Source organism: Ewingella sp. AOP8-B2-18 (assembly GCF_052376015.1).
GTDB lineage: Bacteria > Pseudomonadota > Gammaproteobacteria > Enterobacterales > Enterobacteriaceae > Ewingella > Ewingella allii.
The window spans coordinates 13,873-29,294 of record NZ_JBQSVB010000001.1 but is presented as its reverse complement, the minus strand read 5'-3'; the positions used below and the strand labels follow the sequence as shown (position 1 = coordinate 29,294).

The following is a 15,422-nucleotide window of genomic DNA, read 5'->3' as shown; positions in this document are numbered from 1 at the left end:
ACATAATTGAGATTGCCGCGATGTCAGCAGCAACAGCAACTATCAAGGGGAATCGTTAAGCAGGAATAAGAATGATCAGAATCGCGCTGTTACTTGCGATGCTCCTCAGTTTGCCCCTTTTTACCCTCGGCACCGCGGCCGCCAGTGAGCCTGTCCCGGTTGATCAAGCGTTAAAACAGAAACTTTTGGGTTCCCCGGTTTATATCCAGATCTTTAAACAGGAACGCAAACTTGAGCTTTATGCCGAACTTCAGGGCGAATATCGCCTGATCGGCACTTATGGTATTTGTGATTTCTCGGGCGGTTTAGGAAATAAACGCCGCGAAGGGGATTTCAAAAGTCCGGAAGGTTTTTACAGCGTCGATATTCACCATTTAAAGCCTGACAGCAAATTCTATCGCGCGATTAACATCGGTTTCCCGAATGCCTACGACACGGCTCAGGGCTATTCCGGCAAATATTTAATGATCCACGGTAACTGTAAGTCTATCGGCTGTTATGCGATGACCGATCAATACATGGATGAAATTTTCACTTATGTGCAGGCGGCTTTCCAATACGGCCAGCGTAACGTGCAAATCAGCATTTACCCGTTCCGCATGACGGATGCCAATATGGCGTCGCACAGAAACTCTTCTTACATCAGCTTCTGGAACGAGTTGAAGCCGGGCTATGACTACTTCCAGAAGTATCATACGCCGCCAAACGTGGTAGTCAGTTCAGGTAAGTATGTACTGACTCAGCCGGTGCAAACCACGCCGCTGGGATCACAGTTGGCGTTCACCACAGTGAAATAAGGCGAATTCACCTGGCGCAATCTTGTTCCAGGTTTCGTTACCCGTTAATGGCTGGGTAGCGATCACCGTGACGACATCATTGGGTGTCGTCTGCTGCTGAAAATCGATTTCCACATCCTGATCCAACAACGTTGCCTTGCCAAACGGCGCTCTGCGCGTGATCCAATACAGATTGGTCGAGCAGTAAGCCATCACGAAGCGCCCGTCCGACAACAGCATATTGAACACGCCCTTCTGCCGCATTTGGTCAGCCAGCGACGCAATATAGCGAAACACCGCAGGCCAGTTGCCCGGCGTGCGCGGATAGCGCTCAGTCAATTTATGCAGTAACCAGCAGAAAGCGAATTCACTGTCAGTCTGGCCGATGGGCCTTAGAGTGCCGGTGTCCAGCTGGCGATAGCCGCGCAGCTGCCCGTTGTGTGCGTAGGTCCAGTTGCGGCCCCACAGCTCGCGGGTAAATGGATGGGTATTTTCCAGCGACACTTCGCCGCGATTCGCCTGACGAATGTGCGAAATCACCGCGCAGGATTTGATCGGATACTCCTGAACAAGACGGGCAATGGGCGAATTAAAACTCGGATGCGGATCTTTAAAGGTGCGACAACCGTTACCTTCATAGAAAGTAATACCCCAGCCATCTTTATGCGGACCCGTGCCGCCACCTCGTTGCACCAACCCACTGAAACTAAAACAGATATCAGTAGGAACGTTGGCGCTCATCCCGAGCAATTCGCACATTGCCAGTCTCCTTTACATCAAAAGCCTTAGGCTTTTGCCATCTCTTTTTCGATTAATAAAATCAAAATGTGAATCACTTTAATGTGGATCTCCTGTACGCGATCCGCGAAACCAAAGTGCGGTACGCGAATTTCAACGTCAGCTGAGCCATCCATCTTGCCGCCGTTTTTACCGGTCAGGGTGATGACTTTCATGCCTTTCGTGCGCGCCGCTTCAATCGCTTTGATCACGTTGGCGGAGTTGCCAGAGGTGGAGATCCCCAGCAGCACGTCGCCCTTCTGCCCTACAGCTTCAACATAACGAGAGAAAATATGGTCGAAACCAAAGTCGTTACCTACGCAGGAAATGTGGCTGACGTCAGAAATGGCAATTGCCGGATAGCCCGGGCGGTTTTCACGGTAACGGCCAGTCAGTTCTTCAGCGAAGTGCATGGCGTCGCAGTGCGAACCGCCATTACCGCAGGAAATCACCTTCCCACCCGCTTTAAAAGAATCCGCTAGCAGCACGGCAGCACGTTGAATTGACTCAATGTTTGCTGAGTCACTGATGAATTTATTCAGTGTGTCAGCAGCTTCGTTCAGTTCATTACGGATAATATCTAGGTACATGGCAGCCTCTTTTTATGTCCATTTTCAGCAATAAAGCGTTCCGCTACGCAGTGTAACGGATTGCCGAAACAGCGAGAAGCCAAGAAGCGGTAATCAATCTGAATGTTTGTGATTTTGACCCTTAGTGCGATCGGTTTGTGAGCCAAGTTGTAATTAAGATGTAAATACATTGATAAAGAAATGGACCTGAACTAAAACCAATATATCACTCTAACAGGTCAGACCTCCTACAACTGGGGAGATTCATCATGATGGTTCTTAGTATTGTTGCCTTGCTCGTTATCATCGGTGTGTTGTTCTATCACCGCGTGAACTTACAACTTAGTAGCTTGATTATTCTGGCTTTTACTGCCGCCATGGGCGCAATTCACCTGTGGACTCTCTGGCTGCTGGTGCCGCTGGCGATTATCTTGCTGCCGTTCAACATTCCGGCTCTGCGCCGTTCACTGTTCTCCGCGCCGGCTCTGCGCACCTTCCGTAAAGTCATGCCAAGCATGTCGCGCACGGAAAAAGAGGCGATTGAAGCCGGTACCACCTGGTGGGAAGGCGACCTGTTCAGCGGCACGCCTGACTGGAAAAAGTTACAGGACTACCCGCAGCAGCGCCTGACGGAAGAAGAGCAGGCCTTTATTGACGGCCCGGTGGAAGAAGCCTGCCGCATGGCGGATGACTTCCAGATAACCCATGAGCTGGCAGACCTGCCGCCAGAGCTGTGGGCCTATTTGAAAGAGCACCGCTTCTTCGCGATGATTATCAAGAAAGAGTACGGCGGCCTCGAATTCTCGGCTTACGCTCAGGCTCGCGTGCTGCAAAAGCTGGCGGGTGTATCCGGCATTTTGGCCATCACCGTCGGCGTGCCTAATTCCCTCGGCCCTGGCGAACTGCTGCAACATTACGGCACCGATGAGCAGAAAGATCACTATCTGCCACGTCTGGCCCAAGGTTTGGAAATCCCTTGCTTCGCCTTAACTAGCCCGGAAGCAGGCTCTGATGCCGGTGCCATTCCCGACGTTGGCGTGGTGTGTAAAGGCCAGTGGGAAGGCAAAGAAGTGTTGGGCATGCGCCTGACCTGGAACAAACGCTATATCACGCTGGCGCCTATCGCTACCGTGCTGGGACTGGCCTTTAAGTTGAAAGACCCGGACCACCTGCTGGGCGATACCACTGAGCTGGGTATCACCTGTGCGCTGATCCCAACGGATACCCAAGGCGTGGAAATCGGCCACCGTCACTTCCCGCTGAACGTGCCTTTCCAAAATGGTCCGACGCGCGGTAAAGACATTTTCGTGCCTATCGATTACATCATCGGTGGTCCGAAAATGGCCGGTCAGGGCTGGCGCATGCTGGTTGAATGCCTGTCGGTTGGGCGCGGTATCACCCTGCCATCCAACGCCACCGGCAGCCTGAAATCACTGGCGATGGCGACCGGCGCTTATGCGTATATTCGCCGCCAGTTCAAACTGCCTATCGGCAAAATGGAAGGTATCGAAGAGCCGCTGGCGCGCATTGCCGGTAACGCCTATGTCATGGATGCCGCGGCAACGCTGATCACCAACGGCATTATGCTCGGTGAAAAACCGGCGGTGCTGTCAGCCATCGTTAAATATCACTGTACCCACCGTGGCCAGCGCGCCGTGATGGACGCCATGGATATCACCGGCGGTAAAGGCATTATGCTCGGCAAAAGTAACTTCGTGGCCCGTGCTTATCAGGGTGCGCCAATTGCCATCACGGTAGAAGGCGCCAACATCCTGACTCGCAGCATGATTATCTTCGGCCAAGGCGCTATCCGTTGCCATCCATACGTGCTGCGTGAAATGGCGGCAGCGGAAAGCAACGATCTGCAAGATTTCGACCGCGCGCTGTTCGGCCATATCGGCCACGTCGGCAGCAACAAAGTGCGCAGCTTCTGGCTGGGCCTGACCAACGGCCGCACCAGCAAGACGCCGGCCAAAGACGCGACGGCTCGCTACTATCAGCAGATTAACCGCCTGAGCGCCAACCTGGCCCTGCTGTCCGATATCTCCATGGGCGTGCTGGGTGGCAGCCTGAAACGCCGCGAGCGCATTTCGGCCCGTTTGGGTGACATCCTCAGCCAAATCTATCTGGCGACGGCGACGCTGAAACGCTACGAAGAGGAAGGTCGCAATAAGGAAGACCTGCCGCTGGTGCATTGGGGCGTGCAGGACTGCCTGAATCAGGCGGAAATCGCCATTGAAGAGCTGCTGCGTAACTTCCCTAACGGACTGGTAGCGGGCGTGATGCGCTTTGTTATCTTCCCGCTGGGCCGTGCTCAGGCCGCCCCTTCTGACCAACTGGACCACGAGCTGGCGCGCATTCTGCAAGTACCCTCAGCTACCCGCAGCCGCATTGGTCGCGGCCAGTATCTGACGCCAAGCGAGCACAACCCGATTGGTCAGTTGGAACAAGCCCTGATGGACATTTTGGCCGCCGAGCCGGTGCATAAACGTCTGTCCGACGCGATGGGTAAAAAGCTGTCATTCACCCGTCTGGATATTCTGGCGCAAAAAGGGCTGGATGCTGGTCATCTGACCCCGGATGAAGCCCGAATTCTAAGCCGCGCCGAAGAGAGCCGCCTGCGTTCTATCAACGTGGATGAGTTCGAAGCCGACGAGCTGGCGGCAAAAAAGCCAGAGCAGGAAGAGAAGAAAGTGGTGAAACCACGGCAGACTGAAGCCGCATAATACGGCGAGCCGCAACACAAAAAAGCCTGAGTGCATAACACACTCAGGCTTTTTATTTGCGGCAAAGCCGATAAGACGGCCAGCTGGCTTTAGGCTTTAGACGGGCGGACTCGCGCGGTCAAACCTTTCAGGAAGTAGCGCAGAACCTGATCGCCGCAAGGACGGTAGTTCTTGTGGCCTTCTTTGCGGAAGAACGCGCTCAGTTCGCCTTCGGACATTTTGAAATCGGCGGCGGCCAACACGCTCAGCATATCTTCGGTTTTCAGTTCAAAAGCCACGCGCAGCTTCTTCAACATGATGTTGTTGGTAACGCGTTTTTCTACTTCTGGCACCGGGAAACGGTCGTCTTTACCACGTTTGAAGGTGATCAAACCGTTGAGGAAGTTAGCCATGACTTCGTCAGGCACTTCCATATAGCCCTCTTCGTCCTCTTTTTTCAGATAGCGGGACATCACTTCCGGGCTGACGGGCACGCCGGTCGTTTTGAGGATCTCAATCAGTCTGCCTTCGCTTAAATCAAGCATGTGGCGCACGCTGCGCAAGACGTCGTTATGCATCATAATTCTGTATTCCTGTATGGAGTAAACCGAGGAAATGCCACTGGGTTCACCCCTTCGCACCTCGAAGCGGCAGATTATACAAGAAACTGGCGCGCTTCGCTGAACTGACGTTCACGTCCGGCATCTATACAAAAAAAAAGCCTCTGAGATGACTAATCTAAACAGCTAATCGATATATCCCATCATAATAAACTCGCCCCCTGTTAATTTCATTTTATAAATCAAAAACAAAAAATAGAATTAATTAATCGAATATATAAAAACAACAGATAATAAACCTCAGAATAAAAACCATTAAAATATTATAAGAGCATTAACTCTCGACAAAAAAACCATTGCATTTTATCTCGCGCATACATAACAATCTCTCTGCCATTAGATATCTGCGATTAAATAATCACTGCACCAGGGGTTATTTATTATCTATTTAATGCCAAAAATTACAGTCTTTCCAAATCGCCATTAGCATACATAAGGAATGTGTCGTGAAAGAACAAATTAATATGCTTAAGAATAAAGCTAACGCGTATAAAAAATTTAGAAAACAGCGAGGGATGTCATTACTCGAAGTCATTATCGTTCTGGGTATTGTCGGGACGATTGCCGCAGGGGTGGTGGTGCTTGCACAGCGCGCCTTCAGCAGCCAGTCCATCACTAAATTGGTGAGTAACACCAACAGCATCCGTTTGGCTGCACAGGAAGCCTATCGAAATACCAGCTACCCGGTTCCTTCAGCAACCGCCGGGGTTAACATGACGCCAACCACTATCCTCAACACCACTAACTCGAAAGTGATGATCGCGGCATTAGTGCAGTTAGGCAAGCTGTCTGAATCCGAAGCGAAAAACGGCATTTCTGGCGACTACTTCCATATGGGTGGTACCCGAATCAGCACCGTCGCCACCGCAGGATTGAAAGGCTTCTTCCTGACTGTAAACGGTTTAGATCAAACCCAGTGTCGTAACATCATTACCCAAATCGGTAATCAGTGGGACTACGTTGGCGTGGTGTCCGCCGCGCCGGGTGTTGATGCCGCCGCGCCAGCCTCTCTTGATGTCGCACCGGGCCCTGCCGTGTTGAGAAGCCTGCATTCTAACGGCAACATCACTATCACCCCTGCGGCAACCTTGGGCGTTTGTTCTGCCAACGCCAATAACGCCATTGTGCTAGGTAGTCGCTAAGCCTCGCCCCCTTCTCCTGCGGGAGAAGGGATCTCTTTGCTGACCATAACATTGGCCTCATCGTGTATAAATTCTCTCGCGGTTTCACATTGCTTGAAATGTTAATTGTGCTGGCAATCATCGGCCTTGGCATGGCTTTTACAATGGATTTAAAGCAAAAGAAAGTTGAAGAAATTAAACAACGACAGACGGCAAAACTGATAACCGGTGAGATACGCGGCCTGATTGACTTTATTCAGCAAGGTAAGATTTCTGTTATTGAAAACGGTAAAGGGAATCATTTAAAAACCAATCCGCTTTATGACTTAGCATTAACCGGAGCCAGAAAAGATATTTACAGTAAAAGAGTCACTAATTATAAATTTGCGGATCCCCTGCAAACCGCCAAATTCTTTGAATGGCACAGTTCTGTAAGCCAAAGGAGCTATTTCACCAGCAATAGCTGCGGGCCTGAATCATTAAATACGCCCTACCATTTCGAGAAAGAGTACCTTCCTTGCGCCTACCCCAGCCAGCTTAAGAATGATGTATTAAATATTGTCCGCGTTGATGTTGTCGGCGATCCCTCACGTTTGGATATCGATCGGGTAGATTTTATTCTCAGCTACACGCCTTTGACCCAAAAAGCAGAGGATAAGCTGAAGTTCGATAGCTACCTTCAGGCTTTTAATCAGGCCTTTGAGAGTACGGGACTGAGCTATTCACACGCCCATATTCTGGTTCGCCCTCTGGGTAGCTCGGCGAATTCAGCCTGGACGCTGCTGATGACGGGTAGCGACAGTAAAAGAGAGCCGGTGAATTTTGGCGACATGAGTCGCTATATCGCCAGTGCCGAAAGCCATCTGCAACAGCAATTTGGTATTCGTTTCTCCGTTAGCACGAAAAACGAGCACACAGGTAAAAACGGGGCTGACAAGCTCTGCTGGGATGGCACCAAATCAAAATCAACGCTCTGCCTCTCAAGTGCAGACGGGCAAGGCTATAACCATTCCGATAACCAACTGCTGGTTCTGCAAGCAGAAAATCCCGACGGTACCAAGACGGTGGGCACCCTGCTTTCAAACGTGATCCTCGAAAGCCCGGGCAGATATACCCATTCTAAGCCGGAACTAACCACCATTCCGCTGATCAGCTATGCCGCCTTCGGTAATAGCATGAATACCGATGCTCCCCCTTTAGCGGGAGCCAGATATGACCAAGATTACATGGGACCGCTGCTAGAAGAAGGGGGCAGAATCACCCTGCCCGTCCAGCGCTGCCCCCTTGGCCCAAATAATCGCCAGCTTTATCCGCGAATTGCGGCAGCCATTTCTTCCGTATCGTCCGATGTTTCCTATAACTCGAAACAGAATGTGGCGACACACCTTAGAGATTATTCCAATCCGGCATTAACTCGTTCCATTGCTCCAAGCTCCATATCTTCTGATTTTAGTAAAGTTGAAATTCAGGTTAACCGTTACGGAAAGATATGGGTCGTGACCTCCACCGTGGCGGCTTATAACCGGGCCTATGAAAAAACCTTTAGCTACCGTAACCCAAGTTCCGTGTCTGTGGTGATCACCAGATGGTGTAGCACTATTGAAGTGGATTATTCACGTAGTTATTTCAGAAACCCATTTGGACAACCTAATTAATCAGTGCAACTTCAGGATGTGATTATGACAGGGATATTTAAAACGTTATCTGCACTTATTTTTTTCATTAGCACAACGCCTTACGCGTCACTGCATAGCGACACTCACTCGGTAAAAAACGATAACGCGACGTTATCTGGCTCGCTATTAAATAAACCGCTGCTGCACGCCGAAGTGACGATTCAGAACCAAATTCTGGTGCTGCATGAGAACCGGCTATTAAGTCAGGAAATTAAAACTTGGGCCAATAAAGTCGGCTACAAACTGCTGTGGAATAGCGACAGTGATTACATGATATTTACCGATACGGTGATATCAGGAAAAAACAATGATGAAATACTTACTGACCTGGGAAACATGTTTGCCTCAGAAAACTATGGCCTGGTGATTAAGTTTTACAGCAAAAATAAAGTATTAATCGTTGATGGGCAGTGATCTCACAGGGAAACAGTGATGAAGAATAAATTATGGATACTTTGCTTGTCCGCCATGTTGCCGGGTTGCACTCACTACTTTGACCAAAAATATGATTTGGATAGCGAAGCCAATAAGCTGCCGCAGGTGGTCGAGGCAGATGATACTAAAACGCGCCCCTATCAAAAATACAACATGGCCTTCCTCGGCAAGCGTGTTGAATATAGCGCCAAAAAACAGCAGCTATTGAGTCAAAATATCAATATTGAATCCTATGAACCTATCGATCTCCAGACCTTGCTTGATACCGTCGCCGCCCAGGCGGGAATAAGTTATCGCATCAATGATTCACTGCCCAATAGCGAAAAAACGAGCAACCAAGAGCCTGAGGATCAAGCACACAGCATCAGTTTTAAGGGCACATTCGAAGAGTTTATGCGTTACATCTCATCGCTTTATGATGTAGCAGCCAGTCTGGATCACAATAATGTTTTGACCACCAAGCTGTATGAAACCTATGCCATCAAACTCGATTTCTATGGGCAAAATAATAAATCCGAAACGTCACTCGACCTGTCGAGTAATGAGGTCAGCTCAGAAGGCGGCTTAGTTGCCAAGTCAGAAACCAAGTTTGAATCCTCCTTCTGGGAAGACGTTAAAGATATGGCGGAGAAGTATGTTTCCAGCGGCGTGTATAGCATTTTCAAAGATGCCTCTATTTTAACCTTTACCGCCAGACCTTCTGAATATAAGACGCTGAGCGCCATATTGAAAAAATACCAGACGGACAATAGCCGACAATTTATTGTGAGCTATAAAGTCTTTGTGCTGGATAAGCGGAAAATTAAAAAAGCCGGTGCAGCGTTGAACCTCGCCTTTGTTAACGGTGGCACGGGAATTAACCTCTCCACGGCGATGATGAAATCGGCAGAGGGAAGCCTTAAAGCATCGCGCCAGTTCTACACGCCCGACTCCGGGCGCATGCTGAATATTAATGCCCAGCTTGACGCGTTATATGAGCTTTCTGGCTCACGGGTTTTGCAGAGCGGCACCTTCGTCACTCGCAATAATGTGCCGATCCCGTTAAATATGACCAAGAGACAAAATTATGTTTCCGGCCGCACCAGAACCATTAATGAAACGACTAACCGCGAAACCATTGAAATTACCACCGACAAAATCATTACGGGCACCAGCTTTATTATTACCCCACGAGTTCTGTCCGACGGGAGAATAGAAGTCTCCAGTGGTTTTACCAAACGCTTTTTAAATGGTCTGGATACCTTTGATTTGATTCAGCTTCCGGTAGTCACTACCACTGAAACTTTTAATGTTTCCACCGTTACGGCGGGCACATTATTAATGGTGAGCAAATATGAAGCCACGGAGACGTCAGACGGCCAGCGCGCCATGCTGTTAGGTGCGGGCGGCGAGAGCAACCAGTCAGATGCCACCGTCGTGATGGTGGTGGGTATTGATTATCATCAGGCGCCCTATACCTACAAATGAAAAATAACTTTATTGAACAACTCACCAAGAACAATATCGTGACGGGGTTAATCTGGGAGAATTCCAACTCAGAGAGCAACGCCAAGGGGTATCGCCAATGGATAGAAGCCACAAAAAAAAGCCATCATCAGGTGGTCTATGCTGATAAGCAAAATAAAAATCACTATGGCTATACGGATAAACCGGTTTTACAACATGATCCTTTCGCTACCTATATCAACACGCAGTTTGGCGACGGCATTTATTACGCCGCCACCGCGGAGGATCACTATTATTTATTAATCATTAATAACGGCCAGATTATGAGCGGGACGGACCGGTTAATGAGCAAAGCTTTTTTTAATGAGGTGATACGGCTGGTGCCGACCTCTGCTTATTGCCATTTAGAGATTATTCCCTTGCAAGATAAGCATATTGAAACCGTTGTTTTATTGTGTGAAAAACGCAAGAAAAGGCTGCGCAAACAGCGCGTCTTTTTCTATAGCGCCCTGCTGCTGGCTGGCATTGGCATATTGGGTTTAACCCTGGTGCTGTTGGACTTCTTTTTCTCCGGATAAATAACCATGCTGAATAAAGACTATATCTGGAAAGACATCACCCTCTCCGCTCGCAGGCTGCCGATTATTATCGTCACGGTTTTGGTGATTTTTATTCTACTGTCGATCAGCGGAGCCTATTTCCTGCTTTATGTCCCTAAAAAAGAGCGGCTGGCGCAGGAGCAGATTGCCCAACAACAGATTGAGCAGAAGGTACAACAGGTCAAACAATATTATCTCGACAGTCTTACCGGCGGGCATATCAGTAGCCTCAACAGGCTGCTGACCGAGATCGCCCGCAGCCGGGTTCCATTGGAAATAGCAGGCTACCGGGAAGAAAACATTACCTGCGACAGCACCAGCTGTAATTTCCAATATCTATTGAAAGATCATGCGATATTTAGCTTACAGCTAAAGAAATTTTGGCATCACTATTTTATGGCCAGCTTCTCTGCGAGCGAAATCGACTATCAAGGGGTGCCATCAAAGCTGGAAAATCATCCTTTGCTGCAAAAATATCAATCTGGCGACGCTATTACATTGCCGCAATGCGTCAATTTATTGAGTTATATTCACTCCCACAACACCACCGTGGCGAATAAAGAGAAATTAAACCTCCTTACCGCGCCGGAGTCTTCAGTTGCGCCCCTAGAGCAAGAGATCGGCGCGCGCCTTGCCCGGCGGTACAACATATTAAATGCCACATGGGAGATAGAACTTCCGAGGGCGTCTATTTATGTGATGCAATATTTCACCACGCTCGCCTATCCGGATGCCTTCTTTATTAAAGAGGTCGTCGTGAGTGAAAAAGGGACAAAAATATCAGGAGGATTGTTATGCAAAAATGGACATTGATAGCATCGCTGTTGCTATTCCCCGCTACCCTGAGTGCGCAGGCCGAAAATATCTTCCCGCCTCTGGCAAAGCCTAATGTTGAAATTCCGGCAGAGGCGCCCGAGCAGGATCACATTGCCAGCATGATGGAAGATAACTTCTTCTTTGAAACGGAGCATAGAAAGCTGGCTAACGAGCTGGCGCTGGAAGAGCTAAGAAGCAAGCTGCATAAGCTTAAAAATGCGCCCTTTCTAGACGATGAGTCATCGTCATCGCCCTCCTACAGTCAGGCCAGCAGCGCCCAAATGCCCTTCTCCAGCGAGCCTAAAGTCCTGCTGGTTTCTAATATCGCCGGGGTTCAGCGCGTAGCCGTGTCGACGGGCAAACAGGTCAAAATGATGCGCCTCGACGACGTTTTTCACGCCAACGGCAAGGCGTACAGGCTGTTCCCCGGCGCTCCGGATGGGTTAGTGACCATTAAGGAAGTCACGCCGTGAGCTTTGAATACCTGAAACTTGAGTCTCCCGATATCACCGGCAGCGGCTGGCTGTTTAAAGAATATGATGAGCACCTGCTCACGGCCTCTTTGGCAGATAAGCACTACCTGATTTGCCCGCGCCCGCTGCTGGAGTATCTGCCGCTGATCCAATTTGATCTCTGGCGGCTGAGCAAAGCCCAGTCGCCGAACATCAGCGGCATCGTGCAGGTCAGCGACGGCGCGTATTACGAAATCCTTGAAGAGCTATCCTCGCAGAATCGCCAGTTAGCCGCGCTGGGCACCAGCTCAACCCAAAAAACGCTGGAGCAGATCCTGCTCTACGCCGTGGACTCCGGCGCCAGCGATTTGCATATCACCCGCAATGAAGTGGTGGCGATCATTGAGCTGCGCATCAATGGCGTGCTGACACTCTACATGCAGATGAAATCGCAGAAATGCGATGAGCTGGTCTTCGTGCTCTACAACGTGGAGGCCAGCACCAAAGACACCACCTGGAATCGCAACATTCCGCAGAGCGCCAACATTCTCTACATGCTGAACAAGAAGAGTTATCGCTTTCGCTATGCCCACTTTCCGATTTTTGGCGAAGAGGATGGCTGCTACCACGCCGTGCTGCGCATCATCCCCTCCGGCGTGTCAAAAACCGTGGTCGCCAGCCTGGATAAGCTGGGGATCAGCCATGCCGAATTGGACGACCTGAAAAAAATCCTGCGCAACCCGTACGGCGCCTACATCATCTCGGGCACCACGGGATCGGGGAAATCGACCACCTTAAAGAATCTGATGGAGTGGTTGCAGATCAATCGCTATGGCGACAAAGGCTGCTTCCTCACCGTCGAAGATCCGGTGGAGTATCAAATCTACGGCGCGAAGCAAAGCTCGGTGCTGAATGCCGAAGACGGCGGTTTTCACGTCGCCATCAAATCCGCGCTGCGCCGCGACCCGGACGTGCTGATGGTGGGGGAAATTCGCGACAGCATCTCCGCCAACGCGCTGGCCGGAGCCGTCGAAAGTGGTCACTACTGCTTCACCACGGTCCACGCCGGCAATATTGTTTCGCTGTTGCAGCGCCTGTGCGCCATGGGCATCACCAGCGATAAGCTCTCGACGCCCGGCTTTATTGCCGGACTCCAGTGCCAAAAGCTGGTCCCTATCTTGTGTAACGCCTGCAAAAAATCCACCCGCGCCACCGACTACGGCAAGGCCTACGCCCTGTTTGCCCGGAATAGCGATGGCTGCGACGCCTGCAAGCATACCGGCGTGGCGGGTAGGCAACTGGTGGTGGAATACATGTTGCCAACTCACGCCGAGCTGGAATGTATCGCCAAAGAGCAGTGGCTCAAAGTCTATGGCCTGTGGCGCAACAAACGCGCCCTTTCGACCTCACTCACCGAGGGTTTTGAAATCAAAGAGAAAGTGTTGGCCGCCGTGCTGGAAGGACGCGTCTGCGCCAACTGGTTTGCCATGGAGTTTGGCACCCTGCTTGAAGAGGACATGGAGGTTCTGCTTGAGAAAATTAGCTAAATCGCAGCGTCTTTATCTTTACCAATTTTGCGCCGACATGATCCATGCCGAGCTGCCGCTGTATGACACGCTGCTCAAACTCCAGCAAGAAGGGGCAAAATTGCTGGGCAAAGGCTTCAGCCATAAGCTCAAAAACATTACCGACAGAATGCGCGAGAGCACCTCGATATCCGCGGTTTTTGAAGAACTTATCCCGCGCGATGAGCTCAGCGTTATTCACGCCGCCGAGCGCAGTGGCAGCCTCGCCGACGGCTTTCTGACGCTGGTTAACGTCATTCGCTACAACGCCGAACTGAGTAAAAAACTTATTTCGGCGGTGATCTTCCCGATCATCATGCTGGTGCTGGCGTTTATCGTGATCGCGGGTTACGCCGTCAAGGTGTTTCCCGCCTTTGAAGCGGTGGTGCCCATCAACAGTTGGCCGGGCGTGACGCAGGCGTTGTACCACTTCGGCAAGGCGCTGGTTGAAGGCTTATGGCTAAAAATCGTCGTGGGCGTCATCGCTGGCGTTTTCCTGATTCGCTTTACCATGGGCAACCTGACGGGCTTCTTCCGCGATCGCTGTCTGGATAAAATCCTGCCCTTCTCCACCTATAAACAGATTGGCGCATCGGTATTTCTTAACAATATGGCGCTGATGCTGAAAAACGGTATTCCCATTAACGATGCTTTGGAAATCATCAAGTTAAACTCCAATCGCTGGCTCAGACACCATATCGATAGCATGCTGTATAAGATGTCCCACGGCCAAAACTACGGGGAAGCCCTCGATAGCGGCCTGTTTGGGCATGAGGAGCTGTTAAACATCAGCCTGTACGCCGGACTTCCCTCTTTTAATCAGGTGCTTAACTCAGTTTCCAGCCGCTCGCGGGACAAGATTCAGGAATATATTCATAAATTGTCCGGATTGCTGAAATCCCTCGCCACGCTGGTGCTCGGCGGCTGCGTGATTTGGGTCTTTATCTCACTGTTTGCCCTATCAGACGCCATCTCCCAAATGACCTCCTTCTAACCACCTGTCTGGACTACGCCCGTGACCGAATTTTTGCGCCTGTTTTACCCCCCGCTGATGTGCCTGATTGGCCTGATCATTGGCAGTTTTTTAAATGTGGTGATCTACCGACTGCCGCTGATGCTGTACCGCGACGACGCCGCCGCGCCTGCCATAAACCTAAGCTGGCCCGCCTCGCACTGCCCGAACTGTAAGGAAAAGGTGGCGAAGCGCGACAATATTCCCGTGCTGAGTTGGCTACTGCTGCGCGGCCGCTGCCGTCACTGCCACATGCCGATATCCGTACAATATCCGCTGATTGAAGCCCTCACCGGACTGGCTTTCCTGCTGTTAGCACTCCGCTACGTGCCAGCCTACAGTGAAGTGCAACTGGGCCTGTTTGCCCTGATGTTCGCCATTTTGCTCTGCCTGTCGGTGATTGATTTTCACCATCTGCTGCTGCCCGATCCGCTGGTGTTTCTGCTGCTGTGGAGTGGCCTTGCCGCGTCGGCAATGGGCTATCTGCCCCTGCCGCTGGCCGATGCCGTGCTGGGCGTGATAGTGAGCTGGGGCGTACTTAGCGCGCTGGGTTGGGGATATCAGAAAGCCCGTCGGATGGAAGGCTTGGGGTGGGGCGACATCAAACTCTTCGCTGCGGGCTCCGCGTGGTGTGGCCTGCAGGCCCTGCCGCAGCTGATTCTGGCCTCGGCGCTGTTTGGCATCGTGGCACATATTCTGTCAGTAATGCGCCGACGTCGCCTTAAACAGCCCACCGGGTCAGAGCCGCCCTACTTCCCTTTTGGGCCGTCCATTGCCTTGGCGACCCTGCTGCTGTTCCATCTAAATCTGTCGTGACGGGCATAGACAGTTTAGCGCTGGGCTAGATGAAATT

General features: G+C 50.8%; 15 protein-coding genes. 12 read left to right on the top strand and 3 right to left on the bottom strand.

Features of this window, described 5'->3' with window-relative positions; genetic code table 11:
- Positions 1 to 71 precede the first annotated feature (71 nt).
- Positions 72 to 797, top strand: a complete 726-nt coding sequence (dpaA, locus tag ACT3RR_RS00145) for a peptidoglycan meso-diaminopimelic acid protein amidase (RefSeq protein ID WP_034787907.1) — start codon at positions 72 to 74, stop codon at positions 795 to 797.
- On the opposite strand, the gene ACT3RR_RS00140 is transcribed toward dpaA, so the two are convergent.
- Together ACT3RR_RS00140 and lpcA are read right to left on the bottom strand one after the other, a co-directional pair.
- Positions 768 to 1,535, bottom strand: coding sequence for a class II glutamine amidotransferase (locus ACT3RR_RS00140; RefSeq protein ID WP_034787904.1), 768 nt, complete (start codon positions 1,533 to 1,535; stop codon positions 768 to 770). The two genes, dpaA and ACT3RR_RS00140, sit on opposite strands and share 30 nt — an antisense overlap.
- A 26-nt stretch (positions 1,536 to 1,561) precedes the next feature.
- The gene (lpcA, locus tag ACT3RR_RS00135; protein ID WP_496199495.1) at positions 1,562 to 2,143 is read right to left on the bottom strand and encodes a D-sedoheptulose 7-phosphate isomerase; all 582 of its coding nucleotides are present in this window, start codon (positions 2,141 to 2,143) and stop codon (positions 1,562 to 1,564) included.
- A gap of 248 nt (positions 2,144 to 2,391) precedes the next feature.
- On the opposite strand from lpcA, the gene fadE reads away from it, so the two are divergent.
- Positions 2,392 to 4,848: an acyl-CoA dehydrogenase FadE gene (gene fadE / locus ACT3RR_RS00130; RefSeq protein ID WP_485901847.1), complete on the top strand. Its 2,457-nt coding sequence runs from the start codon at positions 2,392 to 2,394 to the stop codon at positions 4,846 to 4,848.
- Between the two features lie 89 nt (positions 4,849 to 4,937).
- Here fadE and ACT3RR_RS00125 read toward each other — a convergent pair whose 3' ends face one another.
- Complete coding sequence (locus ACT3RR_RS00125) at positions 4,938 to 5,408, bottom strand: YehS family protein (RefSeq protein WP_353501158.1); 471 nt, start codon at positions 5,406 to 5,408, stop codon at positions 4,938 to 4,940.
- A gap of 503 nt (positions 5,409 to 5,911) precedes the next feature.
- On the opposite strand from ACT3RR_RS00125, the gene ACT3RR_RS00120 reads away from it, so the two are divergent.
- From ACT3RR_RS00120 to ACT3RR_RS00075, 10 genes are all read left to right on the top strand, one after another.
- Positions 5,912 to 6,589 carry a type IV pilus major pilin gene (locus ACT3RR_RS00120; protein ID WP_353503910.1) on the top strand — a complete coding sequence of 226 codons (678 nt, stop codon included), beginning with the start codon at positions 5,912 to 5,914 and terminating at the stop codon, positions 6,587 to 6,589.
- A 62-nt stretch (positions 6,590 to 6,651) separates the two neighbouring features.
- Positions 6,652 to 8,223, top strand: coding sequence for a type II secretion system protein (locus tag ACT3RR_RS00115; RefSeq protein WP_496199494.1), 1,572 nt, complete (start codon positions 6,652 to 6,654; stop codon positions 8,221 to 8,223).
- Positions 8,224 to 8,247: 24 nt separating this feature from the next.
- The gene (locus ACT3RR_RS00110; protein ID WP_496199493.1) at positions 8,248 to 8,658 is read left to right on the top strand and encodes a TcpQ domain-containing protein; all 411 of its coding nucleotides are present in this window, start codon (positions 8,248 to 8,250) and stop codon (positions 8,656 to 8,658) included.
- Between the two features lie 18 nt (positions 8,659 to 8,676).
- Positions 8,677 to 10,146: a type II and III secretion system protein gene (locus ACT3RR_RS00105; RefSeq protein WP_496199492.1), complete on the top strand. Its 1,470-nt coding sequence runs from the start codon at positions 8,677 to 8,679 to the stop codon at positions 10,144 to 10,146.
- Entirely contained in the window at positions 10,143 to 10,703 is a 561-nt protein-coding gene (locus tag ACT3RR_RS00100; RefSeq protein WP_496199491.1) for a hypothetical protein, read from the top strand. Before ACT3RR_RS00105 ends, ACT3RR_RS00100 begins: the two co-directional genes overlap by 4 nt.
- Positions 10,704 to 10,709: 6 nt before the next feature.
- Entirely contained in the window at positions 10,710 to 11,537 is an 828-nt protein-coding gene (locus ACT3RR_RS00095) for a hypothetical protein (protein WP_496199490.1), read from the top strand.
- Positions 11,519 to 12,013 carry a hypothetical protein gene (locus ACT3RR_RS00090; RefSeq protein ID WP_496199489.1) on the top strand — a complete coding sequence of 165 codons (495 nt, stop codon included), beginning with the start codon at positions 11,519 to 11,521 and terminating at the stop codon, positions 12,011 to 12,013. The genes ACT3RR_RS00095 and ACT3RR_RS00090 overlap by 19 nt, the downstream gene beginning before the upstream one ends.
- On the top strand, positions 12,010 to 13,539 hold the full coding sequence (locus ACT3RR_RS00085) for an ATPase, T2SS/T4P/T4SS family (RefSeq protein WP_437341989.1): 1,530 nt from the start codon (positions 12,010 to 12,012) through the stop codon (positions 13,537 to 13,539). Before ACT3RR_RS00090 ends, ACT3RR_RS00085 begins: the two co-directional genes overlap by 4 nt.
- A complete protein-coding gene (locus ACT3RR_RS00080) occupies positions 13,523 to 14,551 on the top strand; it encodes a type II secretion system F family protein (protein WP_353501151.1) in 1,029 nt (342 codons plus the stop codon). The genes ACT3RR_RS00085 and ACT3RR_RS00080 overlap by 17 nt, the downstream gene beginning before the upstream one ends.
- 21 nt (positions 14,552 to 14,572) lie before the next feature.
- Positions 14,573 to 15,385 (top strand): prepilin peptidase, encoded by an 813-nt coding sequence (locus tag ACT3RR_RS00075; protein ID WP_496199488.1) that lies wholly within the window; start codon positions 14,573 to 14,575, stop codon positions 15,383 to 15,385.
- The last annotated feature ends 37 nt before the right edge of the window (positions 15,386 to 15,422 follow it).